Here is a 23,741-nt window from a genome sequence, read left to right on the forward strand (position 1 = left end):
GTGGACGCCTTTCGTTGTTCCGGACCGGTCAGCGAGCCTTGCGGCTGGACGCCGCCCGGGCCGTCGCCGGGCTCTTGGCACGCGCCGAGGACGCCACCGGCGCCGCGGTCTTACGAGCCGTGGCCTTCTTCGCCGGCGTCGCCGTCTTCTTGGCCGCCGCGGTCTTGCCGGCGGTGGTCTTGGTCGCGGTGGTCTTCTTTGCCGCCGCGGTCGTCGCCGTCGTCTTCTTCGCCGGTGCCGCCGCCGTCGTGGCGGTCTTCTTGGCCGCCGCCTTGGTCGTCGTCGTCGCCGGCTTCGCAGCCGTCTTCGCCGCCGTCTTGGTCGCCGCCTTGGTGGCGGTCGCCTTGGTCGCCGGCGCGGCCTTGGTCGCGGCCGTCTTCCGTGCCGCGGTGGCCGTCGTCTTCACCGGCGCGGCCTTGGTGGCCGCGGTCTTCCGGGCAGTGGTGGCAGTCGTCTTCGCCGGGGTGGCTGCCTTGGTCGCGGCGGTCTTCTTCGCCGTCGCGGCCTTGGCGGGCTTTCCACTGGCGACGAGTTCCCGGAAGGTGTTGCCGGCCCGGAATGCGGCGACCGACGTCTTCTTCACCTTCACGGCCTCACCGGTTCGCGGATTCCTTGCGGTGCGCGCATTACGCGTCCGCTTCTCCCAGGATCCGAAGCCGGTGAGGGAAACTTTGTCACCCTTGGCGACGGCGTTCTGCACCTCACTGATGAACGCGTCCAGGGCAATCGTCGCCGTCTTCTTGTCCCCCAGCTTGACGGCGAGCGCCTCAATGAGCTCGGCCTTGTTCACGGTTTCCTCCCGGACGTGAGAACTGGCCCGTCGCAGGCCATTCTGCGCGCACCGTATGCCCTCTGACCTGGAGACACAAACATTCGTGGCAAAAATCCGTTGTGTCCCAACGAAATTCGCCCCCACCGGCGACACCGATGGGGGCGAATTCAGTCTTTGAGTTAAAGAACGACGACCGGCTTGAAAGACGGGCGGTCCTTCTCGTACGCGCTAATCGCGTCCTCGTGGCGCAACGTCAGTCCGATGTCGTCGAGCCCCTCCATGAGACGCCAACGGCTGAAATCGTCGATCGGGAACGGGTATGCCGCGTCGTCCACGCGGACCGCCCGGGCATCGAGATCAACGGTTATCTGCTTTTCCGGCTCGCTCTCGGCGAGGTCCCAGAGGCTCTCCACGATCTTCTGGTCCAGCTGGACCGGGAGCAGCCCCTCCTTGAGCGCGTTGCCCCGGAAGATGTCGCCGAACCGGGCCGCGATCACCACCTTGAAGCCCCAGTCGCGCAGGGCCCAGACGGCGTGCTGACGGGACGAGCCGGTGCCGAAGTTCGGCCCGGCCACCAGGATGGTGGCGCCGGCGTGGGCCGGGTTGTGCAGCACGAAGCTCGGGTCCTCGCGCCAGGCGCTGAAGAGGCCGTCCTCGAAGCCGGTGCGGGTGACCCGCTTGAGGTACACCGCCGGGATGATCTGGTCGGTGTCCACATCGGAACGGCGCAGCGGCATGACCTTGCCGCTGTGGGTGACGAATTTGTCCATGACTGTCTTCCCCTACTCAGAGGTCGGCCGGAGCGGCCAGCTTGCCGATCACCGCGGTGGCCGCGGCGACCTGCGGCGACACCAGGTGGGTACGCCCGCCCTTGCCCTGCCGGCCCTCGAAGTTGCGGTTGGAGGTGGACGCCGCCCGCTGCCCGGGGGAGAGCGTGTCCGGGTTCATGCCGAGGCACATCGAGCAGCCGGCGAAGCGCCACTCGGCGCCGGCGTCCGTGAAGATCTTGTCCAGGCCCTCGGCCTCGGCCTGCTCGCGCACGACGTAGGAGCCCGGGACGATCATCATCCGGACGCCGTCGGCGACCTTGTGGCCACGGATCACGTCGGCCGCGGCCCGCAGGTCCTCCAGCCGGCCGTTGGTACAGGAGCCGACGAAGACCACGTCGACCGGGACCTCGCGGAACGGGGTGCCCGGGGTCAGGTCCATGTACGCCAGCGCGCGCTCGGCGGCGCCACGCTCCTGCTCGTCCAGGAAGTCCTCGGGGTTCGGCACGACGCTGTCCAGTGCGGCGCCCTGGCCCGGGTTGGTGCCCCAGGTGATGAACGGGCTGATCGCCGACGCGTCCAGGACGATCTCGGTGTCGAACTCGGCGTCCTCGTCGGTGACGAGGGTCTTCCAGTACGCCACCGCGGCGTCCCAGTCGGCGCCCTGCGGGGCGTGCTTGCGGCCCTTCAGGTACGCGAACGTGGTCTCGTCGGCCGCGATCATGCCGGCCTTGGCGCCCCACTCGATCGACATGTTGCAGATCGTCATCCGGCCCTCCATGGAGAGCTTGCGGATCGCCTCGCCCCGGTACTCCACGATGTGGCCGTTGCCGCCGCCGGTGCCGGTCTGCGTGATCAGCGCCAGGATCAGGTCCTTCGCGCTCACGCCGGGACGCAGGTCGCCGACGACCGTGACGGCCATCGTCTTCGGCTTCGACTGCGGCAGCGTCTGGGTGGCGAGCACGTGCTCGACCTCGCTGGTGCCGATGCCGAAGGCCAGCGCGCCGAACGCGCCGTGGGTCGCGGTGTGCGAGTCGCCGCAGACGATCGTGGTGCCGGGCTGGGTCAGGCCCAGCTGCGGGCCGATCACGTGCACGATGCCCTGGTTCACGTCACCGAGCGGGCGGATCTCGACACCGAACTCGGCGCAGTTCTTCCGGAGCGTCTCGATCTGGGTGCGCGAGACGGTGTCGGTGATCGTCAGGAGATCGCCGCGACGGGTGTTGAACGACGGATCCGCGTACCCGGTCGGGGTGTTGTGGTCTTCCGTCGCGAGCGTGAGGTCGGTCCGTCGAACGGGCCGGCCGGCCAACCGCAGGCCGTCGAACGCCTGCGGGCTGGTGACCTCGTGCAGCAGGTGCAGGTCGATGAAGAGCAGGTCCGGCTCGCCCTCGGCCGTGCGCACCACGTGGTCATCCCAGACCTTCTCGGCCAGGGTCCTGGGTTTCCCGCTCTGGGGAGTGACTCCCACCATCTGGACATCCTAAATTCTGGAATGTATGTTTCGGCTTGTGGGACACAGTATGAGCGGTGTTGGCGTTCTCGACAAGGCGGTTGTCATCCTCGCCGCCTGTGTCGACGGCGCCAGCCTGGCCGAGTTAGTCGAGCGCACGAAGCTGCCCCGGGCGACCGCACATCGCCTGGCCCAGGCCCTGGAGATCCATCGGATGCTGGTCCGGGACACGCAGGGAAGATGGCGTCCCGGGCCCCGTCTGGGCGAGTTGGCGAACGCCGCACCGGACGTTCTGCTGACCGCCGCGGAGCCCCTGCTTTCCGCATTGCGGGACGCGACGGGAGAGAGTGCACAGCTTTACTTGCGCCGGGCGGACGAACGGATCTGCGTCGCCGCGGCCGAGCGCGCCAGCGGTCTTCGCGACACCGTCCCGGTCGGCTCGGTGCTCCCGATGGTCGCCGGTTCGGCCGCGCAGATCCTGCTCGCGTGGGAGCCGCCGGAGGCGGTGATGCCGCTGCTGCCGCGCTGCAAGTTCACCGGCCGCACCCTCGCCGAGGTCCGCCGCCGCGGCTGGGCGCAGAGCGTCGCCGAGCGCGAGCCGGGCGTGGCGAGCGTCTCCGCCCCGATCCGCGACCGCACCGGCCGGGTGATCGCGTCGATTTCAATAAGCGGTCCGATCGAACGACTGGGCCGCCGCCCCGGCGAGCGTCACGCGATGGCCGTCGTCCGCGCCGGCCAGCGCCTCTCCGGCCTGTAGGACCCGCTTCCCCCGACCCCCCGTCCGCTTGCTTCTCGCGCCCGATGGCCGCCTCCGCGCCCATCGGGCGCGCGCATTTCCACAACCCACCAACCCCTCAAGACAATTTTCCCGTACGGCGGTAGCCCGCGCCCCATGACCTTCGGCCCGTCGCCGCCGCGCTGAAGGCTGACGACCGCCGTATTCAGTGGGATTTTTCGGGCACACGACCCGCGTGACCGGTCTCAGGGGGTCCAGACGGCGTTGTCGTGGGCGAAGAGCACCCGGCGCGGATCCAGGGCCAGCAGCCGGTCGAGCCAGGCCGGCGGCCGCCCGACCCCCGCGCGCCGGCCCAGCACGTCCCCGGTGAACGCGGTCGCGTGATCATGGCTCTGACCGGCGACGATCACCGTGCCGTCGCCGGTGGTGACCACGACCGACTGATGTCCGGCGGTGTGCCCGGGCGTGGGCACGATCAGCACCCCGGGAAGGATCTCGGTCTCCCCGTCGAGCTCGGTCAGGACGGCGCCGGGATGATCGACCAGCTCGGCGAGGTACTCCTCGGACGTCCGCGCCAGAGCCAGCTCGTTCCGCTGTGTGAAGACCGGAGCCCCGGCCAGCTCCGCGTTCCCGCCGCAGTGGTCGAAATGCAGGTGACAGTTGACGACGTACCGAATCTCGTCGATCTTGCCACCGGCAACCGCGAGCGCCTCGCCCAGAGCGACCCGGCGGGGTTGATAGTGCGCGTCCACCCCCGGCACCCGCCCCATCCCGGTATCCACCAGGATCCGGCCGGCCGGATGGTCGATCAGGTAGCCGAGCGCGGGCTCGACCCGCGCCGCCCCGGTCCCGGTCTCCTCGGCCGGCCGGACAAAATACCCATAGTCCACGCGCCGAACAGTGATGTCGGTCATCAGGGCAGTATCCGCACCGCGCCCGGCCGGTCACAGAAACTCTGCCACCAGCAGAGCGGCCACCCACACCAGCCCACACCCCGGCCGCGGCCGGCACGAGCGCCCAGAACCGGCCCACGCCCCGGCTGCACCCAGCGCGATCACCCGCACCAGCCCACTCCGCGACTGCGCCCAGCGCAATCACCTACATGGCGCTCGCCTCAGGGCAACCGGGGCCAGCGGCTCGCTTCCCATCGGCGGCGGGCGCGGGGAAGGCGGCCCCGGGTCCGCCCTGGCCGACGGGTTCGTCCCGCCACTTCCGAGGACCTCCGCTGGATCCTCGACCTGCCGGCTGAAACGAAAGTGGCCCGCATCGCGAACGATGCGGGCCACTTCTCGTGGTAGTCCCAGCGGGATTCGAACCCGCGCTACCGCCGTGAGAGGGCGGCGTCCTAGGCCACTAGACGATGGGACCAAGAGCCTTCCGTACACCGCCTGCTTCAGCGGCGAGAGGAACTTTAGCAGCACCGCAGCCGAATCCTCGAATCGGCCGCCCCGCCTCGTGACCACCCCCACAGCCGCGCCCACCGGCGCCCAAGACCGACCCCACAGCCGCACCCACCGACGCCCGGAACCGGCCCCACAGCTCCGCCCACCCGGCGCCCAGGACCGGCCCCGCAGCCGCACTCATCAGCGCAAGAAACCAGCCCGCAGCCGCACCCACCGACGCCGGAACCGGGCCCGGAATGCGGAAAAACCCGCATCCGACGGATGCGGGTTTCACCTGCTTGTAGTCCCAGCGGGATTCGAACCCGCGCTACCGCCGTGAGAGGGCGGCGTCCTAGGCCACTAGACGATGGGACCAAAAACTGCTGTTGCGGTGAAGCTCCAGCGACGCCAACCCCGAAAGATCGACAGCGCTGGGGTACCAGGACTCGAACCTAGACTAACTGGACCAGAACCAGTTGGGCTGCCAATTACCCCATACCCCATTTGGCCCCGTTTGCTGAGCCGTGGAGAACTTTACCCGAGCCTCCCCGGCCCGCCAAATCGGGTTACCCAAACCCGTCTCCGTGATCATGCAACCACTCCGGGTAACCGCCATTCCGGCCCCAGGAGCAGCTCGAACACCACCGCCGCAACCGGCCGCGCACCACCTCGACGCCGGGGTGGTGGCGCGGCCCGCGGCGGCGGTCAGTCCAGCGCCACCACGGTGTTGCGCAGCTCGCCGATGCCCTGCACGGTCACCGACACGGTGTCCCCCGGCTCGATCTTGCTGACGCCGGCCGGCGTGCCGGTCAGGATCACGTCGCCGGGCAGCAGCGTCATCACGTGCGAGACGTAGGACACCAGGGTCGGGATGTCGAAGACCATGTCCTTGGTCCGGCCGATCTGCCGGACCTCCATGTTCTGCGCGTTGCGGCCGACCTCACACCGCACCTCCAGGTCGCTGACGTCGAGGTCGGTCTCGATCCACGGCCCGAGCGGGCAGAACGAGTCGAAGCCCTTGGCCCGGGTCCACTGCGGATCCTTGCGCTGCAGGTCCCGGGCGGTCACGTCGTTGGCGCAGGTGTAGCCGAAGATCGCCTTCTCGGCGCCGGCCCGGTCGACGCGGCGGGCGCCGCTGGCGCCGATCACGACGGCGAGCTCGGCCTCCTCCTCGACCTGGGTGGTCACCGACGGGATCCGGATCGCGTCGTTCGGCCCGATCACCGAGGTGGACGGCTTGATGAAGATCAGCGGCTCCTTGGGCACCTCGTTGCCCATCTCGGCGGCGTGGTCGGCGTAGTTGCGGCCGACCCCGATCACCTTGCTGGAGAAGATCGGCGCGAGCAGGCGCACGTCCGGAAGCGCCCAGCGCTGCCCGGTGAAGGCCACCTGTTCGAACGGGAGGCTGCTGATCTCGGCCACCGTGAGGCCGGAGGCGCCGTCACCCTCGACGACGCCGAAGGACACTCCCTTGGCATGAACAAAGCGGGCGAAGCGCACGGGTAAACCCCATCTTCAGAAGGACGGACCCCTGAAATCTACGCCGGACGGGACGCCGCACCGAGCCGCGGGAACGGCTCCAGGGCGAACACCACCTCGACCGGGACCTCGAAGTACTGACAGATGCGCAACGCGAGGTGGAGGCTCGGGCTGAACTCGCCCCGCTCCAGGTAGCCGACGGTCTGGTAGTGCACCCCGAGCGCGTCCGCCAGCTGCCGCCGGGAGATGCCCCGCTCGGCGCGCAGCATCGCGATCCGGTTGTACGTGATCTCGCTCGCCATCAGCGCCCCACTCGGGACAGCGCCCGCTCCCGCCGGGCCTCGACGGCCGAGCCGGACTCGCGGGCCGCCATCCGCCGCAGCAGCACCGGGGCCAGCAGCAGCCCGACGACCGCCCAGCCGGCCAGCACCCCGAACGTCTCCAGGTGCCGCCAGGAGTGCCCGATCTCCACCGCGGCCAGGGAATCGGGCAGGAAGACCGAACGCATGCCCAACCCTAGCCAGTACATCGGCAGGACCTGGGCCAGGCCCTGCAGCCAGCCGGGGAAGTCGCTGATCGGATAGAAGATGCCGGAGATCGCGATGGTGCCGAAGATCGGCAGCACCACCAGGGCCATGTTGCGCGGGTCGTCGAAGAGCGAGCCGATCGCCGCGCCCAGCGGCAGGGTGGCCGCGAAGCCGATCGGGATCAGCCAGGCCAGGGTCAGCCAGCCGCCGCCGTCCACCGACAGGCCGTCCACCAGGAACAGGCCGGGGATCAGCTGGATCAGGAAGCCGACCAGCGTCATCCCGCCGATCAGCACCACCTTGCCGGCCAGGTAGCTGGTCATCCCGCTCGGGACGGCCTTGGCCCGCAGCAGCGTGCCGTCCTCCCGGTCCATGATCAGCTGCTGGGCGGTGGTCATCAGGCCGCCCATCGCCATGCCCATGCCGAAGACGCTGGGCAGGGTGCGGGCGCCGAGCGAGAACGAGGTGCCGGGCACCGTCGCGTTCCGCATGAAGAAGACCGTGCCCAGCAGCAGGACCGCCGGGAACAGGTACGACCACAGATCGGTCCCGTTGGTGAGGGTGTGCCGGATCTCGATCCACCCGCGCCGGAACCCCATCTTGATCGGAGTCATCGGGTCGCCTCCGCCTGCTGGACCAGCTTCATGTACGTCTCCTCCAGACTGGACCGGCGCACCTCCAGGTCACCGATGGCCTCGCCGTACTGACGGAAGAGCTCGCGCACATAGGCCGTGGCATCCGCCGTGGAGTGCACGAACCGCTGCCCGTCCCGGGTCCAGCGGATCTCGGTCTCGCCGGCCACCTGCCGGGACAGCTCGTCGGCCGAGCCCTCGGCGATGATCCGCCCGCCGGCCAGGATCAGGATCCGGTCGGCGAGTTTCTCCGCCTCGTCCAGGTCGTGCGTGGTGAGCAGGACCGTGGTGTCGGCCATGTCGGTCAGCTCGTGGATCAGATCGTGGAACTCGCGCCGGGCGGCCGGGTCGAACCCGACCGTCGGCTCGTCCAGGAAGAGCAGCTCGGGACGGCCGACGATGCCGATCGCCACGTCCAGCCTGCGGCGCTGGCCGCCGGAGAGCTTGCTCACCCGGGTGCGCCCGGAGTCGGTCAGGCCGACCGCGGCCAGCAGCTCGTCGACCGGCCAGGGGCGGACGATCCGGTCGGTGGTGAACGGCGCGAAGTGCCGGCCGATGTGCTCCAGCAGCTCACGGACCTGCCACTTGCCGTGGTCGCGCCAGGACTGCAGGACCACGCCGAGCCGGGCCCGCCAGCGCTCGTTGCCCCGCTCCGGGTCGACGCCGAGCACCCGGACGTGGCCGGCCGAGCGGCGCCGGAAGCCCTCGAGGATCTCGATCGTGGTGGTCTTGCCGGCACCGTTCGGCCCGAGCAGCGCGATCACCTCGCCGGGCTGCGCCGCGAAGCCGATGCCGTCCAGCACCTCTTTGGGGCCGTATCGCATCCGCAGGTCACGGACCTCAATGACCGACTCGGCGACCAGCGGCTCGCCGCTGGCGCTCTTCAGTACCGCCTCCGTCATGTCCATCAGGCTATCAAAGCTGTAGTAGATGTACTACATTGCTGAGTATGGCTTCTGTCGTTGTCCTGACGCTGGGTCTCGGGCCCCGGCTGGGGTTCGCGCTGCCCGGCGCACCCGGGCTCGGCTGGCCGCCGGCACGCCGGAACCAGCCCATATCAGAAGAAAACGAAAGCGACGCACCGGTCGCGCCGAAAGAACACGCCGTGGCGGACCTCATTCGCGCCTAACGGTGATCGTGTTGATCGCTTCGGCTAGATACATTGGTGCGATGGGGATCAAGCAGGTGAGGGCACTCACCACCACGCTGCCCTCGGCTACCTGGACACCCCTCGCCCGGGCGCACGCCGAGCGTGCCGACCAGATGACCGCGGGCCACCGCGCCCGCCGGGCGACGGGTGAGAAACACGCCATCGAGGATTTCCTCTACGACTACTACAACACCCGCCCGGCGATGCTGCGCCGCTGGCATCCGGGCGTCGGCGCCGGCCTGACCCCGGCCCCCGACGGCCTGGCCGAGCACGCCGGGTGGAAGTTCTACGCGACCTACGAGGACGACGTCGTCGCCCTCGACCTGGACGCGTTCGTGCACGCCCGGGGCGAGAGCGTGCGGTACATCCACGGCCTGCTCACCGCGACCGCGTCGCGCCCGGTCTTCTCCGGGTGCTTCGGCCTGCACGAGTGGGCGATGGTCTACCGCGACCCGGAGCACCGGCATCAGCTGCCGCTGCGCCTGGGCCAGTCGGAGACCGACAAGGTGGTCGAGCAGCACACCATCCGCTGCACGCACTTCGACGCGTTCCGGTTCTTCACGCCGGAGGCGGTCGGTCTCAACCGGCTGCAGCCCACCCGGGCCACCCAGGTCGACCTGGATCAGCCGGGCTGCCTGCACGCGGCGATGGATGTCCACAAGTGGGCGCAGAAGCTGGGGCCGGCCGTCCCGGGCGCGCTGGCGCTGGACTGTTTCGCCCTGGCCGGCGAGATCCGCCTGCTGGACATGCAGGCGAGTCCGTACGATCTGACCTCCTACGGGCATCCCCCGGTGAAGATCGAGACCCCGGACGGCAAGGCGGAGTACGTGGGCCGGCAGCGCGAGCTGGCCCGCCGGGCGGCCGGGCTGCGCAGCCGCCTGATCCGGGTCTGCGAGGCGCTTCTCGGGCCGGAGGGCGCCGCCCGCAATCGCGAGGCGGTCGCCCCTTACAACCACCGTTGACCGGATTCAGCCAGAAACGCCGGAATCCGCTCTCCCGGGCCGCCGCCCACACAAGCGGCCGCCGCCCACACAAACGGCCGCCGCGGACGGCAGCCGGGTCAGTCGGTCAACAGGTGGCGGCGCATCGCGGCGATCTCGGTCCCGGTGAGGCCGGTCTCGCGGACGTAGTTCTCCACCGACCCGTGCAGCGCGCGCAGGTCGGCCAGGAAGAGCAGCATCGCGGCCGGCGGCGAGTCGAACATGTGCTCGTTGCCGCGCACCGCCTCGGGATCGGTCCGCAGCAGGTATTCGGTGAGCGGCGCCATCGCCTCGGTGGTCAGCGCGTAGTCCGCGGCGATGTCCGCGTCGTCGACCCCGAGCAGGGACAGCGTCAGCGCGCAGACCGTGCCGGTCCGGTCCTTGCCGGCCATGCAGTGCACCACCACCGGGGCGGCCGCCGGGTCGGCGATCAGGCGCAGCGAGTCGCGGATGCTCTCCCAGCCGTCCTCGGCGAAGTTCAGGTACCGATCGGCGAGCCAGCGCTCGTGCACCGTCCCCTCCGGATGGCCGACCTGCTCCCAGTCGACGTGCTGGAGGGTGAGGTTGCGGTAGTCCAGCCCGTACCGCTCGTGGACGCGGCCGAACTTCTCCACCTCGAACGGGCGGCGCAGGTCGATCACGGTCCGGATGCCCAGGGCGGTGAAGGCGGCGGTGTCCGCCTCGTCGATCCGGTGCAGCGAGTCGGCCCGGAAGAGCCGGCGCCAGCGCACCTGACGGCCGTCGAGGCCGGGGTATCCCCCGACGTCGCGGAAGTTGTAGGTGGCGGAGAACCCGAGATTTCGCGAGTAAGATTCGGCAACCACGGCTCCAACCTATCCCCGCGACCGATCGGCGGGGATCGACGGACCCGGGTGACATCGGACTCAGACCCGTCCCAGCTTGTGGATTTGTCGTCCCACCCACCACAGAGCGTGGCATGCTTCGAATCGTGACCCACCTCGTGCTGATTATTCGCACCTAGCGCGCCGGCTGACGATTTCGCCGACGCGCAGACCTCCCGCATCCGCGGGGGGTCTTTTTGTTGTGGTGTGGGTTGACCGACTGAAAGGACCTCCCGATGGACTATCAGGTGTTCGACACGACGCTGCGCGACGGGGGGCAGCGCGAGGGAATCAGCTACACGGTCGCCGACAAGCTCGCCGTCGCGCGGTTGCTGGACGAGTTCGGCGTCGGTTTCATCGAGGGCGGCTGGCCGGGCGCCATGCCGAAGGACACCGAGTTCTTCGAACGCGCGAAGACCGAGCTCGAGCTGAAGAACGCGGTCCTGGTGGCATTCGGGGCGACCCGCAAGGCCAACGTCGACGTGGCCGGGGATCCGCAGGTCAAGGCCCTGCTGGACGCGGGCACCCCGGTGGTCTGCGTGGTGGCCAAGTCGGACGTCCGGCACGTGGAGCGGGCGCTGCGCACCACGCCCGAGGAGAACCTGGCGATGGTCCGGGACACGGTCGAGCACCTGGTCGCGAACGGCCGGCGCGCGTTCGTGGACTGCGAGCACTTCTTCGACGGCTTCCGGTTCGACCCGGCGTACACCTCGTCGGTGGTCAAGACCGCGATCGACGCCGGCGCCGAGCGCGTGGTCATGTGCGACACCAACGGGGGCATGCTCCCCTCGATGATCACCAAGGCGATCAACGAGGTCGTCGAGCGCACCGGGGTGAGCGCCGACCGGCTCGGCATCCACTGCCAGAACGACACCGCGTGCGCGGTCGCGAACACCATCGCCGCGGTCGAGGCCGGGGTCGAGCACTTCCAGTGCACCGCGAACGGATACGGCGAGCGCCCCGGCAACGCCGACCTGTTCGCCGTGGTCAGCAACCTGCAACTCAAGCTCGGGCGGAAGGTCCTACCGGACGGATGCCTGGAGAAGGCGACGCGGGTCTCGTCCGCGCTCGCCGAGATCGCCAATATCGCCCCCGACACCCACCAGGCCTATGTCGGGGCCGCGGCGTTCGCCCACAAGGCGGGCCTGCACGCGAGTGCGATCAAGGTGGATCCGCTGCTGTACAACCACGTCGACCCGGCGGTTGTCGGCAATGACATGCGGATCCTGGTGACCGAGATGGCCGGCCGGGCCAGCATCGAGCTCAAGAGTCGCGAGCTCGGCATCGACCTGGCCGGCCATCCGGACACCCTCTCCACGGTCACCCGGAAGGTGAAGGACCTGGAGGCGGGCGGCTGGTCCTTCGAGGCCGCGGACGCCTCGTTCGAGCTGCTGGTGCGGAGTGAGCTCCCGGGCAGCGAGGTCACCACGCCGTTCACGCTGGAGTCCTACCGGGTGCTGGTCGAGCACCGTGAGGACGGCAAGGTGATCTCCGAGGCGACCGTCAAGATCCGCGTCAAGGGCGAGCGGGTGATCGCCACCGCCGAGGGCAACGGCCCGGTCAACGCCCTCGACGAGGCGCTGCGCGGGGCGCTCTCCAACCACTACCCGGCGCTGAAGTCGTTCGAGCTGACCGACTTCAAGGTCCGGATCCTGGAAGGCACCCACGGCACCAACGCGATCACCCGCGTCCTGCTGGAGACCGGTGACCACCAGCGCGAGTGGACCACGGTCGGCGTGCACGAGAACATCGTCGAGGCCAGCTGGACCGCGCTGGTCGACGCGCTCACCTACGGCTTGAGCAAGAGCTGATCAGGTAGTCGGGCGGCGGCGACCGCGCTGATCAGTGCGATCGCCTCCGCCCCCGGCATCGGGTCCAGCTGCCGCCCGTCCCGCAGCCGCAGCGAAACCAGGCCCTCGGCGGCCTCTCGGGCGCCGATCACCGCGACGTAGGGCACCTTGGACGCAGCCCGGATCCGCGCCCCGAGCGAGCCGTCGTGATGTTCGGAAACCCGCAGCCCCGCGGCGACGGCGTCCCGGGCGAACGACGAGTCGACGCCGAGGGGCATGACGGCCAGTTGGATCGGGGCGTACCAGACCGGGAACGCGCCGCCGTGCTCCTCGATGAGCTGGCCGAACAGGCGCTCCATCGACCCGGCCAGACTCCGGTGGACCATCACCGGGCGGGCCTTGGCGCCGGACGCGTCGATGTACGACAGATCGAACCGCTCCGGCTGGTGGAAGTCGATCTGGACGGTGGCGATGGTCCACTCCCGGCCGGCCGCGTCCACGACCTGCACGTCGATCTTGGGACCGTAGAACGCGGCTTCGCCGGCCTTCACCTCGTACCCAATCCGCTCTGCAGAAAGCGCGCCCCGCAGCAAGGCCTCGCCGGCCGCCCAGGTCTCCTCCCGCCCACCGTATTTCTTTCCCGGCCCGCGCAGCGAGAGCTGGAAGCTCGCCGGCCGCAGGCCGAGCGCGGCGTGGGCCTCCCGCATCAGCCGCAGCACCCCGGCGACCTCGTCGGCGGCCTGCTCGGGCGCGCAGAAGACGTGCGAGTCGTTGAGCGCGATCGACCGCACCCGGGACAGGCCGCCGAGCACGCCGGACCGCTCCTGGCGGAACATCTGGCCCAGCTCGGCGATCCGCACCGGCAGATCCCGGTACGACCGTTGCCGCGCCCGGAAGATCAGCGCGTGATGCGGGCACATGCTGGGCCGCAGCATCAGCTCGTCCGCACCGACCGGCATCGGCGGGAACATGTCGCCGGCGAAGTTCGCCAGGTGCCCGGAGAGCTCGAACATCTGCCGTTTGCCCAGCACCGGCGAGTACACGTGCTGGTAGCCGTGGCGGCGCTCGAGGTCGTGCAGGTAGTTCTCCACCTCGCGGCGCGCGGCGGCGCCGGCCGGGAGCCAGAACGGCAGGCCGGCGCCGATCAGCGGGTCGGAGTCGAAGAGGTCGAGCTCGCGGCCGAGTCTGCGGTGGTCGATCATGACGGGTCTCCTTCGAGAGAGGGCAACCCGCGGCCACGAAACAGGCCCCGGGCGATTGCCCGAGGCCAGAGTCGTCAGCGCGACTCGACGCCGGGAGGTCCCGGCGTGGTCGTCATCGCGCTGCTGTACATGTCGCCGACCTTAGGCCCGGTCGTCATGACGGGCCAACCAGTTTTCCGCGACGATCTGGTACAGGTGGTGGTCCTGCCACTCCCCGGCGATCTTGAGGTAGCGCGGCGCCGTGCCGAACCGCTCGAAGCCGTTCTTCAGCAGCACCCGCTGCGACCGCTCGTTGGTCAGCAGCGTGCCGGCCTCGACCCGGTGCAGGTCGTACTCGGTGAACGCGCGCCGCAGGATCTCGGCGACCGCGAACGACGCCACCCCCCGGCCGGCGTGCGCCGAGGCCACCCAGTAGCCCAGGCTGCACGACTGGAACGGGCCGCGGACCAGGTTGTTCAGGTTGACCCGGCCGATCAGCTCGCCGTCGGCCCGGATCACGTGCGGCAGCGAGCCGCCGCCGCGCAGCACCTCCGAGACGATCTTCCGCTGGCCGTCCTCGGTGTAGTAGCTGTCGTCGCGGATCGGGTCCCAGGGCGCCAGGTAGTCCCGGTTCGCGGCCAGGACGGCGGCCAGCTCGGGCACGTCGTCCACGGTCAGTGGGCGGATGGTCAGGCTCATGACGCCGCCGGCAGGATCAGCTCGGCGACCACGCTGCGGTGATCGGAATCCCGCACCGGGTGAACGGACACCTTCGTCACTCCGATCTGCTCGTCGACAAGAACATGGTCGATGATGACCGGTGGGATCGGATCGCCGTCGTACGGCCCCCAGGTGCCGATCAGGCCCCGGCCCACGGTGTCCGCCGCGTCCCGGTAACCGTGCGCGATCAGCCGCCGCAGCGCGCCGTGGTCCAGCGTGGAGTTGAAGTCGCCGAGCAGGATCCGGCGCGGGTTGTCCCCGTCCGAGCGGGGCTCGTTCGCCAGGTCGGTCTTCCAGCCGGCGAACGTGTCCGGCGCGGACGGCGCCAGCGGATGCACCGACTCGACGAAGACCGGCGCGGCACCCGGCGGCTGGATCGTGCCGAACGTCTGCCAGAAACCGCCACGGTTGCGCTGGGAACCGGGCTCGATCAGCGGAAACCTCGAGTACAGCCCGGAGCCGCTCGCGCCCGGCTCGGCCGCCAGCGAGTGGAACGGCAGCAACTCGCCCAGACCGGCCGCGGCCAGCCGGGTCTCCGCGCCCGGCGAGAACTCCTGCAGCGCCAGCACGGCCACGTCGTTCTGCCGCACCAGGGCGACGATCTCGGCCGCGTCCGCGCCGCCGAACAGCAGGTTCGCGGTCATGAAGCGCACCCGGACGCCCTCCGCCGCGCCCCGGTCCAGATCCGGCAGGGTGCGCGGCAGGACGCACGCCGCCAGCGTGCCGGCGATCACCACGGCCACCACGCCGGCGAGCCAACGGCGAAAGATCAAGGTCAAGAGCAACGGGATCAAAGACCCGATTGCGACGTACGGCGTGAAGGCCATCAGCTGGATCAGCCGCCCCGGCTCCCAGCCCACCAGCCGGAGCCCGGTCCACACCAGACCGGGCACGACCAGCAGCCAGAGCAGAACGGTGACCGAGCGGCGCCGGATCGGGCGCGCCTCCACCGGCGCGTCGATGATCGTCATGGCCGCGACGCTAGTACGTCGCGGCCATGAACCCGGTCACACCACGGCGTCGGAGAGGTCGCCGAACTCGGCGAGCTCCGCGCGGATCTTCTCGCCGTCGCCCTCGACCACCAGCGTCAGACCGTCCACCGCGAGGTGGCGGCCGGCGGCCTCGGACACCTGCTCGACGGTCGTCTCCAGATACTCCCTGCGGAGCGTCTCGTAGTAGTCGTCCGGCAGGCCGTGCACGACCATCCCGGCCAGCGCCCCGGCGATCGCGCCCGGGGTCTGCATCTCCACCGACAGCTGACCGGCCCGCCAGGTGCGCGCCACCGCCAGCTCCGCCTCGGTGACCCCCTCGGCCTGGGTGCGCCGGATCTCGCCGAGCGTGTCCTTGATCGCCGGGCCGGTCACCGCGGTCTGCACGCCCGCGGCCACCTCGAAACGGCCGGCGCGGCGGGTCATCGCGTAGGAGCCGCGGATCCCGTACGTGTAGCCCTTGACCTCGCGGATCAGGTGGTTCAGCCGGGACGTGAACGCCCCGCCGAGCACCGTGGCGGCCAGCGTCATCGGCACGTAGTCCGGGGTGGCCCGCTCCGGCGCGCGATGCCCGATCCGCAGCGTCGACTGCACCGAGCCGGGCCGGTCCACCAGGATCACCCGCGGCTTCGCCGGGATCGCCAGGCCGAGCGGCGCGTCCAGCGACAGCGACTGGCCGGTGGTGTCCGCGAACGCGACCTCGGCCAACTCGGCCAGGTCCAGCCCGTCCAGGTCGCCGGCGACCAGCAGCACGCCCGGCCGCAGCATCCACTCGGCGTGGAAGGCGAGCACGTCGTCCACCGTCACCGCGGCCACCGACGTGGGATCGCCGTGCAGCGGCCGGCTGTACCGCCCGTCCGCGGCGAACAGGGCGCCACGCAGCGCGGCGTCCGCCCGCGGGCCGGGCTGCGCCCAGTCCATCCGCAGCGCGGTCACCTCGTCGTCGCGGACCCGGACCACGTCGGCCGGGTCCAGCTTCGGGGTGCGGGCCGCCTCGGCGGCCAGGCGCAGCGCGCCGACCAGCTGCGGGGCCGGGGCGGAGACCCCGATCCGGAACGCGTCCCAGTCGACCGACGGGGACAGCTCGGCGCCGAGACCCTCCAGGGCCAGGGCGTACGCCGCCGAATCGCGCTTGCGCGTGCCCTCCTCCAGGGACTTGGCGAGCACCGTGGCGGTGCCCTCCCGGCCCTCGGACTCGCGGGCGGCGCTGGCGTCCAGCAGCAGCACCGCGGTGGCCAGCACCTGGCCGGGCAGGTGGGCGGCGATCACGGTGCCGCCGTGCGCGGTGACCCGGCGCAGGACCGGGAACGCGTACGGCCGGGCCGTGCCGGCCTCCGGGCGCGTCGTGATGAGCGTCATTTTGCTGCGCCTTTCTTCGCGTGCTCTCCCGGCCCTTGCTTCGCTGCGGTGCGGTCGATCACGCGGGACCCTCCTCGGGCAGGTAGATGAGGGTGACGCGGGAGTCGGCGCGGAGCATCCGGGTGGCCGCCTCGGTGACGTCGTCCGCGGTCACCGCCTGCCACGCCGGGAGCCGGTAACCGGCGGTCGCCGGGTCACCGAACTGGGTCGTGTACCGCCCCAGCGTGTCGGCCCGGCCGCCGACCGTGGACACCTGCCGCCACCAGCTCGTGGTCAGCAGCGCCTTGGCCCGGTTCAGCTCGTCGTCGGTGACCGGCTCGTCGACCAGGCTCTGGATCACCTCGGCCAGGCCGGCCTCCAGCGTCGCCACGTCCACGCCGTCCTTCGCGGTGGCCGTGATGATCAGCGGGGCCGGGGCGTGTGCCAGGTCGACCCCGTACGAGCCGATGTAGTCCGGCTGGGCGATCCGCTTGCCGTCGGCCAGCCGCTGGTAGAGCCGGCTGCCCCGGCCGCTGCCCAGCACCGTCGCGAGCACGGTGACCGCGTCGTAGCCGGACGTGCCGAACGGGTACGTCCGGTGGGACAGGTAGATCCGCGGGGCCGGGACGGCGGCGGTGACCGTCTCCCGGACCGGCTCGGTGGCCGGCCCGGCCAGGTGCCCGGCCGGCGCCGGCGGGATGTCCGGCACCGGGTCGATCGCGCCGAAGTACTTCTCCGCCAGCGCGAAGACCTCGTCCGGCGAGGCGTCCCCGGTGACCGTGAGCACGCAGTTGTTCGGCGCGTAATACTGCTGGTGGAACGCCTTGAAGGTGTCCAGGCTCGCCGCGTTCAGATCCTCCATCGACCCGATCGTGGCGTGATGGTACGGATGCCCCTCGGGGTAGAGCAGCTCCAGCAGACGCAGCCAGGCGTCGCCGTAGGGCACGTTGTCGTACCGCTGGCGGCGCTCGTTCTTCACCACCTCGCGCTGGTTGTCCAGCGTCTCCTGGGTGAGCGCCGGGACCAGCCCACCCATCCGGTCGGCCTCCAGCCAGAGCGCCAGCTCCAGATGCTCCGACGGCATGCTCTCGAAGTAGTTCGTCCGGTCCGGGTTCGTCGTCGCGTTCAGCGAACCGCCGTTGCCCTGCACCAGCTTCATGTGCTCGGTCTTCTTCACGTGCTGCGAGCCCTCGAACATCAGATGCTCGAAGAGGTGCGCGAAACCGGTCTGACCGGGCGGTTCGTGCCGGGAGCCGACGTCGTACCAGAGATTGACGCAGACGACCGGAGCGGTCCGATCCTCGCTGACGACGACGCGCAGGCCATTCGCCAGCCGCGTGGTTTCGATGGGCCACGGATACCCGGTCGTGGCGACCGGAGCGGTTGGGGACGTCACCCGACCCATCATGCCCTGTAATGCCGTGCTTCGGCCCCGCTGTGCCGGTCCGTTCGCTCTCGGCGTCTCTCCCGGGCTCGCCCCGAATGTCTCCCGATGTCGATCTATAACCCGATGGCGGCGGCGCCGGTCCGGGTGCGATGCTGGGCGACGTGCTTGAGGACGTACGGGTGAACGACCGCCTGACCATCCCGGCGGCGGAGCTCGCGTGGCGTTTCTCCCGCTCCGGTGGCCCGGGCGGTCAAGGCGTGAACACGACCGACTCGCGGGTCGAGCTGTCCTGGGACCTGCTCGGCTCCGACCTGCTGCCCGCGGCGCTGAAGGAGCGCGCGCTCGAGCGGATCGGGGCCCGCCTGATCTCCGGCGTGCTCACGATCACCGCCTCCGAGCACCGTTCGCAGCTGCGCAACCGCGAGGCGGCCGCGGCCCGGATGGGCGCTCTGGTCGCGTCGGCGGTCGCCGCGCCGCCCCGGGCCCGCCGCGCGACCCGGCCGACGAAGGGCTCCGTCGAGCGCCGCATCGCCGCCAAGAAGCGCCGCGGCCAGACCAAGTCCAACCGCCGCGACTACCCCACCGACTGACCCAGAGCACCCCGGCCCACCGGCCGAGCCCGCGCCCCGCGCCACCAGCCCAGCCGCGCTCGCGGACCCGGCTGGCAGTGAGAGCCGCTTCGCGCGCTCGGAACAGCCGTGACCACCAGCCGACGCCGCGAGCCGCGGCTGGGCCTGGCGTGGCCGCCGGCTCGCGTGGGTCCTTTTGAACCGCGACCACCCGCGGACGTCGCCCTGGAGGGTCTCGTGTTCTGGGCGCCCCGCGCCCTTGCGAGGCCCGGAAGGGTCCCCGCGGGAGCGACGATCAGTTATTGGCCGCAGCCGAGGCAAAGAAGAACTTGATCTTGATCCGGAAAGGCCGGCGGAAGCGCAATGCCTCCGCCGGCCTGTGACAAGCGTCTTCGGGTGATCAGAAGACGCGATGCACCCAGCCGAAGCTGTCTTCGGCGCGGCCGCGCTGGATGTCGACGAGTTCCTTGCGGAGGCCCATGGTGATCTCGCCGGGGCCGCCGTCGGCGACGGTGAAGTCGCCGTCCAGGCTGCGGATCGTGCCGATCGGGGTGATCACCGCGGCGGTGCCGCAGGCGAACGCCTCGCGGACCCGGCCGGAGGCGGCGCCGTCGCGCCACTCCTCGAGGCTGATCGCGCGCTCCTCGACCCGGCGGCCGGCGCGCTCGGCCAGCTTGATCACCGAGTCGCGGGTGATGCCGGGCAGGATCGTGCCGGTCAGCGGCGGGGTGACCAGGGTGCCGTCGTCGAGGACCAGGAAGACGTTCATCCCGCCGAGCTCGTCGATGTACTTGCGCTCCACCGCGTCCAGGTAGACGACCTGGTCGCAGCCGTGCTCGATGGCCTCGGCCTGGGCGGAGAGGCCGGCCGCGTAGTTGCCGCCGCACTTGGCCGCGCCGGTGCCGCCGGGGGCCGCGCGGGTGTAATCCGGGGTGACCCAGACCGACACCGGCTTGACGCCGCCGGAGAAGTACGGCCCGACCGGGGACGCGATGACCAGGTAGAGGTACTCCATCGAGGGGCGCACGCCGAGGAAGACCTCGCTGGCGTAGGCGAACGGCCGCAGGTAGAGGCTGCCGTCCTCGCCCTCGGGGATCCACTGCCGGTCGATCGAGATGATCTCGTGCAGCGACTTGAGGAAGATCTCCTCCGGCAGCTGCGGCATCGCCATCCGCTGGGCGGACTGGGCGAACCGGGCGGCGTTGGCCTCCGGGCGGAACATCGCGACGCCGCCGTCGGGCAGCGTGTACGCCTTCAGACCCTCGAAGATCTCCTGCGCGTAGTGCAGCACGGCACTGGCCGGATCCATCGGGATCGGCGCGCGGGCCTCGACCCGGGGCTCATACCACCCCTTGCCGTCGGCGTAGCGCACGGTGACCATGTGGTCCGTGAAGATCCGGCCGAATCCGGGGTTGGCCAGCATCGCGGCACGCTCGGCGTCCGTTACGGGCGCCGGGTTCGGGCGGATCTCGAAGTCGAGGCTGTCACCACCGCTCATGGCAAAGGGACCTGCTTTCTGCGGAAAGACCAAAGAGGGGCACCCAGAGTGCGCCCATGAATCTACCCCGAACGGTCGTTAAAACAACGGTCCTAGGGGCTTCGCGAACTGAACCGGGGCCGCGCAGCGAGTGGGGGCCGGCAGCCCAAAACAGAACTGCGCCGTTAGACGGCGGCGGCGACGCGGTCGCCGACCTCGGCGGTACGCAGCGGCGCGCCCGCGGAGCGGGACGCGACCTCGGCCGCGACCGCCTCGGTTACTCGCGCGGCCTCGGCGTGCCTACCCAGGTGCTCCAGCAGCAGCGCGGCGGAGAGGATCGCGGCGGCCGGGTCGGCGATGCCCTGGCCGGCGATGTCCGGCGCGGAGCCGTGCACCGGCTCGAAGGTCGACGGGAACTTGCGCTCCGGGTTGACCGAGCCGCTGGCGGCCATGCCGATGCCACCGGTCACGGCGGCGGCGATGTCGGTGAGGATGTCGCCGAACAGGTTGTCGGTGACGACCACGTCGTACCGCTGCGGGTTGCTGACCATGAACATGCTGGCCGCGTCGATGTGCTGGTACTCCGTGGTGACCTCGGGGAACTCGGCGGCGACCGCGGCGAAGGCGCGCGACCACAGGTTCCCGGCGTGGGTGAGCACGTTGGTCTTGTGCACCAGGGTCAGGTGCTTGCGGTCGCGGCGCTGGGCGCGGGCGAACGCGTCCCGGATCACCCGCTCGACGCCGTACCGCGTGTTGAGGCTCTCCTCGGTGGCGATCTCGGCGGGAGTGTCCTTGTGCAGGACGCCGCCGGCGCCGACGTAGAGCCCCTCGGTGCCCTCGCGGACCACGACCATGTCGATCTCGCCGGCCTTGATGCCGGCCAGCGGGCTGGTGGTGCCGGGCCAGAGCTTGGACGGGCGCAGGTTCACGTACTGATCGAAGTCGAACCGCAGCTTCAGCAGCAGGCCGCGCTCCAGGACGCCCGGCGGGACGCTCGGGTCGCCGATCGCGCCCAGCAGGATCGCGTCGTGGCCGGCCAGCTCGGTCTGGACCGCGCCGGGCAGGACCTCACCGGTGCGGTTGTAGAGGCGGGCGCCGAGGTCGTACTCGTTGTAGTCCACCCCGGGGAGGACGGCGTCGATGACCTTCCGGGCCTGGGCGGTCACTTCGGTTCCGATGCCGTCGCCGGCCACCACCGCGATCCGCGCCACGCTCACGTCGACTCCCTGCACACGTCCGGACAATCAACACACACCGTAACGCGCCATCCCGGCCTCCGGAACGACAGTCCCATTCCTTGAAAGATCATTTAAGAAAGTCCGGGGAAACGAACAGCCCCCGGATCGCGGCAAACGATCACGGGGGCTGATGCAGCGATGACGCGTGGCTCGGTCCCGCCGAAATCCCACCGCCCGGCCCGCGGCGGACGCCATCACCCGAAGACGTGCCCACCCAGAACGTGCGGCTGGGACCAACGCTAGCGATGCGGACTAAAGACGCGCAAGACGCATCCCCGCGTGTCGGCCTACCGGTTCTCAACGTCAGGCTCCGGTGATGGCACCATGCGCCGGTGAGTTTCGACCTAGTGGTGTGGGCGATGGAGCCCGCGGCGACTCCGGACGCGGTCCGCGCCGCCAACACGCGGTGCGCCGAGGGCGTTCACCCGCAACGCCCGGCCGACCCCCGCGTCGTCGCCTTCTACGATGCCCTGACCAGCAGCTATCCGGATCGGGGGCCACGGGCCACGGCGCCCGGGTCGCCGTGGGCCAGCTCGCCGCTGCACGCCGCGGCGGACCACATCCAGATGCGGCTCGACGAGAACTGCCCGGATGTGGTCCTGGAGACGATCGAGCGGCTGGCCGCCGAGCTGAATCTGGCTCTGCTGGACCTGCAGGACGGCACCGTCTACCCCCCGACCGTGTCCACCGGCTAGTCAGTCGGCGCGTAGGTCGACGGCGGCGGAGTGGGGGGAGTCGATCTCGGCGGCGACCGTGGCCAGCAGGTCCGGGTCGACCGACGAGTCGACGGTCAGGGTCATCAGGGCCGCTCCGCCGGCGGCCCGGCGGGCGACCTGCATTGCCGCGATGTTGACCCCGGCCCGGCCCAGCGTCGTGCCGATCCGGCCGACCACCCCGGGCCGGTCCCGGTAGCGGAAGAACAGCAGCACGCCCTCGGCCGGCAGATCCAGCTCGAAGCCGTCCACCTCGACGAGCTTTCCGGCTGCGCCGGCCACCGCGACGGTACGGCCGTCGGCCAGCGCGCCCCGGACCACGAGCAGGCTCGCGTGCTCGCCGGCGTCCTCCGACGTCGCCAGCCCGACCGCGACCCCGCGCTCTGCCGCCAGCCGGGGCGCGTTCACGTAGGTGACCCGCTCCTCCACCACCGAGGTGAACAGCCCCTTGGTGGTGGCCAGGCCGAGCACCCCGACGTCGTGCGCGGCGACCTCGCCGCGCACCTCCACGGTCACCTCGGCGGCCACCCCGCCGGCGACGGCGGTGAAGACCCGGCCGAGCTTCTCGGCGAGCGGGAGCAGCGGCCGTACGTCCTCGTGCACCGGCCCACCGGTCCCGACGTTCACCGCCTCCGGCACGAACTCGCCGCGCAGCGCCAGCCGGACGCTGCGGGCCACCGCCACCCCCGCCTTGTCCTGCGCCTCGACGGTGGACGCGCCCAGGTGCGGGGTGACCGTCACGGAGTCGAAGGCGAACAGCGGTGACTCGGTCAGCGGCTCGGTCTCGAACACGTCCAGGCCGGCCGCGGCGACCCGGCCGTCGGCGAGCGCGTCGGCCAGCGCGCGTTCGTCGACCAGGCCGCCGCGGGCCGCGTTGACGATGCGGACCCCGGGTTTGACCTCGGCCAGCTGCTTCTCGCCGATCAGGCCGACCGTCTCCGGGGTGCGCGGCAGGTGCACCGAGATGAAGTCGCTCTCCCGGATCAGCTCGTCGAGGGTCACCAGCCGGACGCCGAGCTGCGCGGCGCGGGCCGGCTGGACGAACGGGTCGTAGGCGATCAGGGTCGTCCCGAAGGCGGCCATCCGCTGGGCGACCAGCACGCCGATCCGGCCCAGCCCGACCACGCCCACGGTCTTGCCGAACAGCTCGACGCCCAGGGAGCGTTTCCACCGGCCGGACTTGAGCGCCGCGCTGGCGCTCGCGGTGTTCCGGGCGGTGGCCAGCAGCAGCGCCACCGCCTGCTCGGCGGCCGAGACGATGTTGCTGGTCGGCGCGTTGACCACGAGCACCCCGCGGGCGGTCGCGGCCGGGATGTCGACATTGTCGAGCCCCACTCCGGCCCGCGCCACGACGCGCAGGCGGGGTGCGGCTTCCAGGGCCTCGGCGTCGATCCGGGTGGCGCTCCGGATGATCACCGCCTCGGCCTCGTGCAGTGCGGTGAGGAGCGCGGGCCGGTCGGTGCCGTCCACCTGACGGACGTCGAAGTCCGTGGTGAGTACGTCGATCGCGGCGGGCGCCAATTCCTCGGTTACCAGGACGACGGAAGTCATGGCCCTCCATCCAGGTTCGTCGGCATTGACGGACCCAAATGGTACGGAGGTCGGAGGACTCCGGTTCA

23 protein-coding genes and 3 tRNA genes are annotated in these 23,741 nt (G+C 70.7%); 6 read left to right on the plus strand and 20 right to left on the minus strand.

Annotated elements, in window-relative coordinates:
* Positions 1-28 precede the first annotated feature (28 nt).
* The 3 genes from L3i22_RS47910 to leuC form a co-directional block, all read right to left on the minus strand.
* Positions 29-790, minus strand: coding sequence for an HU family DNA-binding protein (locus tag L3i22_RS47910; RefSeq protein ID WP_221324038.1), 762 nt, complete (start codon positions 788-790; stop codon positions 29-31).
* Positions 791-951: 161 nt separating this feature from the next.
* A complete protein-coding gene (gene leuD / locus L3i22_RS47915) occupies positions 952-1,542 on the minus strand; it encodes a 3-isopropylmalate dehydratase small subunit (RefSeq protein ID WP_221324039.1) in 591 nt (196 codons plus the stop codon).
* 16 nt (positions 1,543-1,558) lie between these two features.
* Positions 1,559-3,013 (minus strand): 3-isopropylmalate dehydratase large subunit, encoded by a 1,455-nt coding sequence (gene leuC / locus L3i22_RS47920; RefSeq protein WP_221324040.1) that lies wholly within the window; start codon positions 3,011-3,013, stop codon positions 1,559-1,561.
* A gap of 49 nt (positions 3,014-3,062) precedes the next feature.
* On the opposite strand from leuC, the gene L3i22_RS47925 reads away from it, so the two are divergent.
* A complete protein-coding gene (locus tag L3i22_RS47925) occupies positions 3,063-3,749 on the plus strand; it encodes an IclR family transcriptional regulator (protein WP_014447202.1) in 687 nt (228 codons plus the stop codon).
* Between the two features lie 224 nt (positions 3,750-3,973).
* On the opposite strand, the gene L3i22_RS47930 is transcribed toward L3i22_RS47925, so the two are convergent.
* The 8 genes from L3i22_RS47930 to L3i22_RS47965 all read right to left on the minus strand — a co-directional run bounded on the left by L3i22_RS47930 (position 3,974) and on the right by L3i22_RS47965 (position 8,650).
* Entirely contained in the window at positions 3,974-4,642 is a 669-nt protein-coding gene (locus L3i22_RS47930; RefSeq protein WP_221324041.1) for an N-acyl homoserine lactonase family protein, read from the minus strand.
* Positions 4,643-5,020: 378 nt separating this feature from the next.
* A tRNA-Glu gene (locus L3i22_RS47935) sits at positions 5,021-5,096 on the minus strand.
* A gap of 316 nt (positions 5,097-5,412) precedes the next feature.
* Positions 5,413-5,485: transfer RNA gene (locus L3i22_RS47940), tRNA-Glu, on the minus strand.
* A gap of 56 nt (positions 5,486-5,541) precedes the next feature.
* Positions 5,542-5,613, minus strand: a tRNA-Gln gene (locus L3i22_RS47945).
* A gap of 202 nt (positions 5,614-5,815) precedes the next feature.
* Complete coding sequence (locus tag L3i22_RS47950) at positions 5,816-6,610, minus strand: fumarylacetoacetate hydrolase family protein (RefSeq protein WP_221324042.1); 795 nt, start codon at positions 6,608-6,610, stop codon at positions 5,816-5,818.
* A 38-nt stretch (positions 6,611-6,648) separates the two neighbouring features.
* Positions 6,649-6,891, minus strand: coding sequence for a helix-turn-helix transcriptional regulator (locus L3i22_RS47955; RefSeq protein ID WP_221324043.1), 243 nt, complete (start codon positions 6,889-6,891; stop codon positions 6,649-6,651).
* On the minus strand, positions 6,891-7,730 hold the full coding sequence (locus tag L3i22_RS47960; RefSeq protein ID WP_221324044.1) for an ABC transporter permease: 840 nt from the start codon (positions 7,728-7,730) through the stop codon (positions 6,891-6,893). The genes L3i22_RS47955 and L3i22_RS47960 overlap by 1 nt, the downstream gene beginning before the upstream one ends.
* On the minus strand, positions 7,727-8,650 hold the full coding sequence (locus L3i22_RS47965) for an ABC transporter ATP-binding protein (RefSeq protein ID WP_255657698.1): 924 nt from the start codon (positions 8,648-8,650) through the stop codon (positions 7,727-7,729). Before L3i22_RS47965 ends, L3i22_RS47960 begins: the two co-directional genes overlap by 4 nt.
* 47 nt (positions 8,651-8,697) lie before the next feature.
* Between L3i22_RS47965 and L3i22_RS47970 the strand changes: the two genes are divergently transcribed.
* Entirely contained in the window at positions 8,698-8,877 is a 180-nt protein-coding gene (locus L3i22_RS47970; RefSeq protein ID WP_221324046.1) for a hypothetical protein, read from the plus strand.
* Positions 8,878-8,918: 41 nt separating this feature from the next.
* The gene (locus tag L3i22_RS47975; protein ID WP_221324047.1) at positions 8,919-9,860 is read left to right on the plus strand and encodes a 3-methyladenine DNA glycosylase; all 942 of its coding nucleotides are present in this window, start codon (positions 8,919-8,921) and stop codon (positions 9,858-9,860) included.
* A gap of 98 nt (positions 9,861-9,958) precedes the next feature.
* Here the strand turns inward: L3i22_RS47975 and L3i22_RS47980 are convergent, their stop codons facing one another.
* Positions 9,959-10,702, minus strand: a complete 744-nt coding sequence (locus L3i22_RS47980; RefSeq protein ID WP_221324048.1) for a tyrosine-protein phosphatase — start codon at positions 10,700-10,702, stop codon at positions 9,959-9,961.
* A 254-nt stretch (positions 10,703-10,956) separates the two neighbouring features.
* On the opposite strand from L3i22_RS47980, the gene cimA reads away from it, so the two are divergent.
* Entirely contained in the window at positions 10,957-12,531 is a 1,575-nt protein-coding gene (cimA, locus tag L3i22_RS47985) for a citramalate synthase (protein ID WP_221324049.1), read from the plus strand.
* Here the strand turns inward: cimA and thrS are convergent.
* The 5 genes from thrS to L3i22_RS48010 form a co-directional block, all read right to left on the minus strand.
* Entirely contained in the window at positions 12,510-13,712 is a 1,203-nt protein-coding gene (gene thrS, locus L3i22_RS47990; protein ID WP_221324050.1) for a threonine--tRNA ligase, read from the minus strand. The genes cimA and thrS overlap by 22 nt on opposite strands.
* A 141-nt stretch (positions 13,713-13,853) precedes the next feature.
* Positions 13,854-14,390 (minus strand): GNAT family N-acetyltransferase, encoded by a 537-nt coding sequence (locus L3i22_RS47995; RefSeq protein WP_221324051.1) that lies wholly within the window; start codon positions 14,388-14,390, stop codon positions 13,854-13,856.
* Positions 14,387-15,382: an endonuclease/exonuclease/phosphatase family protein gene (locus L3i22_RS48000; protein WP_221324052.1), complete on the minus strand. Its 996-nt coding sequence runs from the start codon at positions 15,380-15,382 to the stop codon at positions 14,387-14,389. The genes L3i22_RS47995 and L3i22_RS48000 overlap by 4 nt, the downstream gene beginning before the upstream one ends.
* A gap of 36 nt (positions 15,383-15,418) precedes the next feature.
* Complete coding sequence (locus L3i22_RS48005) at positions 15,419-16,759, minus strand: pitrilysin family protein (RefSeq protein WP_221324053.1); 1,341 nt, start codon at positions 16,757-16,759, stop codon at positions 15,419-15,421.
* A 58-nt stretch (positions 16,760-16,817) separates the two neighbouring features.
* Positions 16,818-18,143, minus strand: coding sequence for a pitrilysin family protein (locus L3i22_RS48010; protein ID WP_255658786.1), 1,326 nt, complete (start codon positions 18,141-18,143; stop codon positions 16,818-16,820).
* A gap of 131 nt (positions 18,144-18,274) precedes the next feature.
* Between L3i22_RS48010 and arfB the strand changes: the two genes are divergently transcribed.
* Positions 18,275-18,715, plus strand: a complete 441-nt coding sequence (arfB, locus tag L3i22_RS48015; protein ID WP_221324055.1) for an alternative ribosome rescue aminoacyl-tRNA hydrolase ArfB — start codon at positions 18,275-18,277, stop codon at positions 18,713-18,715.
* Between the two features lie 379 nt (positions 18,716-19,094).
* On the opposite strand, the gene L3i22_RS48020 is transcribed toward arfB, so the two are convergent.
* Together L3i22_RS48020 and L3i22_RS48025 are read right to left on the minus strand one after the other, a co-directional pair.
* Positions 19,095-20,192 (minus strand): branched-chain amino acid aminotransferase, encoded by a 1,098-nt coding sequence (locus tag L3i22_RS48020; protein ID WP_221324056.1) that lies wholly within the window; start codon positions 20,190-20,192, stop codon positions 19,095-19,097.
* Between the two features lie 164 nt (positions 20,193-20,356).
* On the minus strand, positions 20,357-21,382 hold the full coding sequence (locus tag L3i22_RS48025; RefSeq protein WP_221330513.1) for a 3-isopropylmalate dehydrogenase: 1,026 nt from the start codon (positions 21,380-21,382) through the stop codon (positions 20,357-20,359).
* Positions 21,383-21,768: 386 nt separating this feature from the next.
* Between L3i22_RS48025 and L3i22_RS48030 the strand changes: the two genes are divergently transcribed.
* Positions 21,769-22,104 carry a hypothetical protein gene (locus L3i22_RS48030; RefSeq protein WP_370644579.1) on the plus strand — a complete coding sequence of 112 codons (336 nt, stop codon included), beginning with the start codon at positions 21,769-21,771 and terminating at the stop codon, positions 22,102-22,104.
* Here the strand turns inward: L3i22_RS48030 and serA are convergent, their stop codons facing one another.
* Positions 22,105-23,673, minus strand: coding sequence for a phosphoglycerate dehydrogenase (serA, locus tag L3i22_RS48035; RefSeq protein ID WP_221324058.1), 1,569 nt, complete (start codon positions 23,671-23,673; stop codon positions 22,105-22,107). It lies immediately after the preceding gene.
* Between the last annotated feature and the right edge of the window lie 68 nt (positions 23,674-23,741).

Origin of the sequence: Actinoplanes sp. L3-i22 (genome assembly GCF_019704555.1) — a bacterium.
Taxonomy (GTDB): Bacteria; Actinomycetota; Actinomycetes; order Mycobacteriales; family Micromonosporaceae; genus Actinoplanes.

Excerpts from the sequence above, each read along its gene's own strand:
- serA (WP_221324058.1), bottom strand. The coding sequence starts at position 23,673 with ATGACTTCCGTCGTCCTGGTAACCGAGGAATTGGCGCCCGCCGCGATC.
- L3i22_RS48005 (WP_221324053.1), bottom strand. The coding sequence starts at position 16,759 with ATGACGCTCATCACGACGCGCCCGGAGGCCGGCACGGCCCGGCCGTAC.
- L3i22_RS47955 (WP_221324043.1), bottom strand. The coding sequence starts at position 6,891 with ATGGCGAGCGAGATCACGTACAACCGGATCGCGATGCTGCGCGCCGAG.
- L3i22_RS47995 (WP_221324051.1), bottom strand. The coding sequence starts at position 14,390 with ATGAGCCTGACCATCCGCCCACTGACCGTGGACGACGTGCCCGAGCTG.
- L3i22_RS48010 (WP_255658786.1), bottom strand. The coding sequence starts at position 18,143 with ATGGGTCGGGTGACGTCCCCAACCGCTCCGGTCGCCACGACCGGGTAT.
- cimA (WP_221324049.1), top strand. The coding sequence starts at position 10,957 with ATGGACTATCAGGTGTTCGACACGACGCTGCGCGACGGGGGGCAGCGC.
- L3i22_RS47965 (WP_255657698.1), bottom strand. The coding sequence starts at position 8,650 with ATGACGGAGGCGGTACTGAAGAGCGCCAGCGGCGAGCCGCTGGTCGCC.
- L3i22_RS47925 (WP_014447202.1), top strand. The coding sequence starts at position 3,063 with ATGAGCGGTGTTGGCGTTCTCGACAAGGCGGTTGTCATCCTCGCCGCC.
- L3i22_RS47930 (WP_221324041.1), bottom strand. The coding sequence starts at position 4,642 with ATGACCGACATCACTGTTCGGCGCGTGGACTATGGGTATTTTGTCCGG.
- leuC (WP_221324040.1), bottom strand. The coding sequence starts at position 3,013 with ATGGTGGGAGTCACTCCCCAGAGCGGGAAACCCAGGACCCTGGCCGAG.
- L3i22_RS48020 (WP_221324056.1), bottom strand. The coding sequence starts at position 20,192 with ATGAGCGGTGGTGACAGCCTCGACTTCGAGATCCGCCCGAACCCGGCG.
- leuD (WP_221324039.1), bottom strand. The coding sequence starts at position 1,542 with ATGGACAAATTCGTCACCCACAGCGGCAAGGTCATGCCGCTGCGCCGT.
- L3i22_RS48000 (WP_221324052.1), bottom strand. The coding sequence starts at position 15,382 with ATGACGATCATCGACGCGCCGGTGGAGGCGCGCCCGATCCGGCGCCGC.
- L3i22_RS47975 (WP_221324047.1), top strand. The coding sequence starts at position 8,919 with ATGGGGATCAAGCAGGTGAGGGCACTCACCACCACGCTGCCCTCGGCT.
- L3i22_RS47970 (WP_221324046.1), top strand. The coding sequence starts at position 8,698 with ATGGCTTCTGTCGTTGTCCTGACGCTGGGTCTCGGGCCCCGGCTGGGG.
- L3i22_RS48030 (WP_370644579.1), top strand. The coding sequence starts at position 21,769 with ATGGAGCCCGCGGCGACTCCGGACGCGGTCCGCGCCGCCAACACGCGG.
- L3i22_RS47960 (WP_221324044.1), bottom strand. The coding sequence starts at position 7,730 with ATGACTCCGATCAAGATGGGGTTCCGGCGCGGGTGGATCGAGATCCGG.
- thrS (WP_221324050.1), bottom strand. The coding sequence starts at position 13,712 with ATGATCGACCACCGCAGACTCGGCCGCGAGCTCGACCTCTTCGACTCC.
- arfB (WP_221324055.1), top strand. The coding sequence starts at position 18,275 with ATGCTGGGCGACGTGCTTGAGGACGTACGGGTGAACGACCGCCTGACC.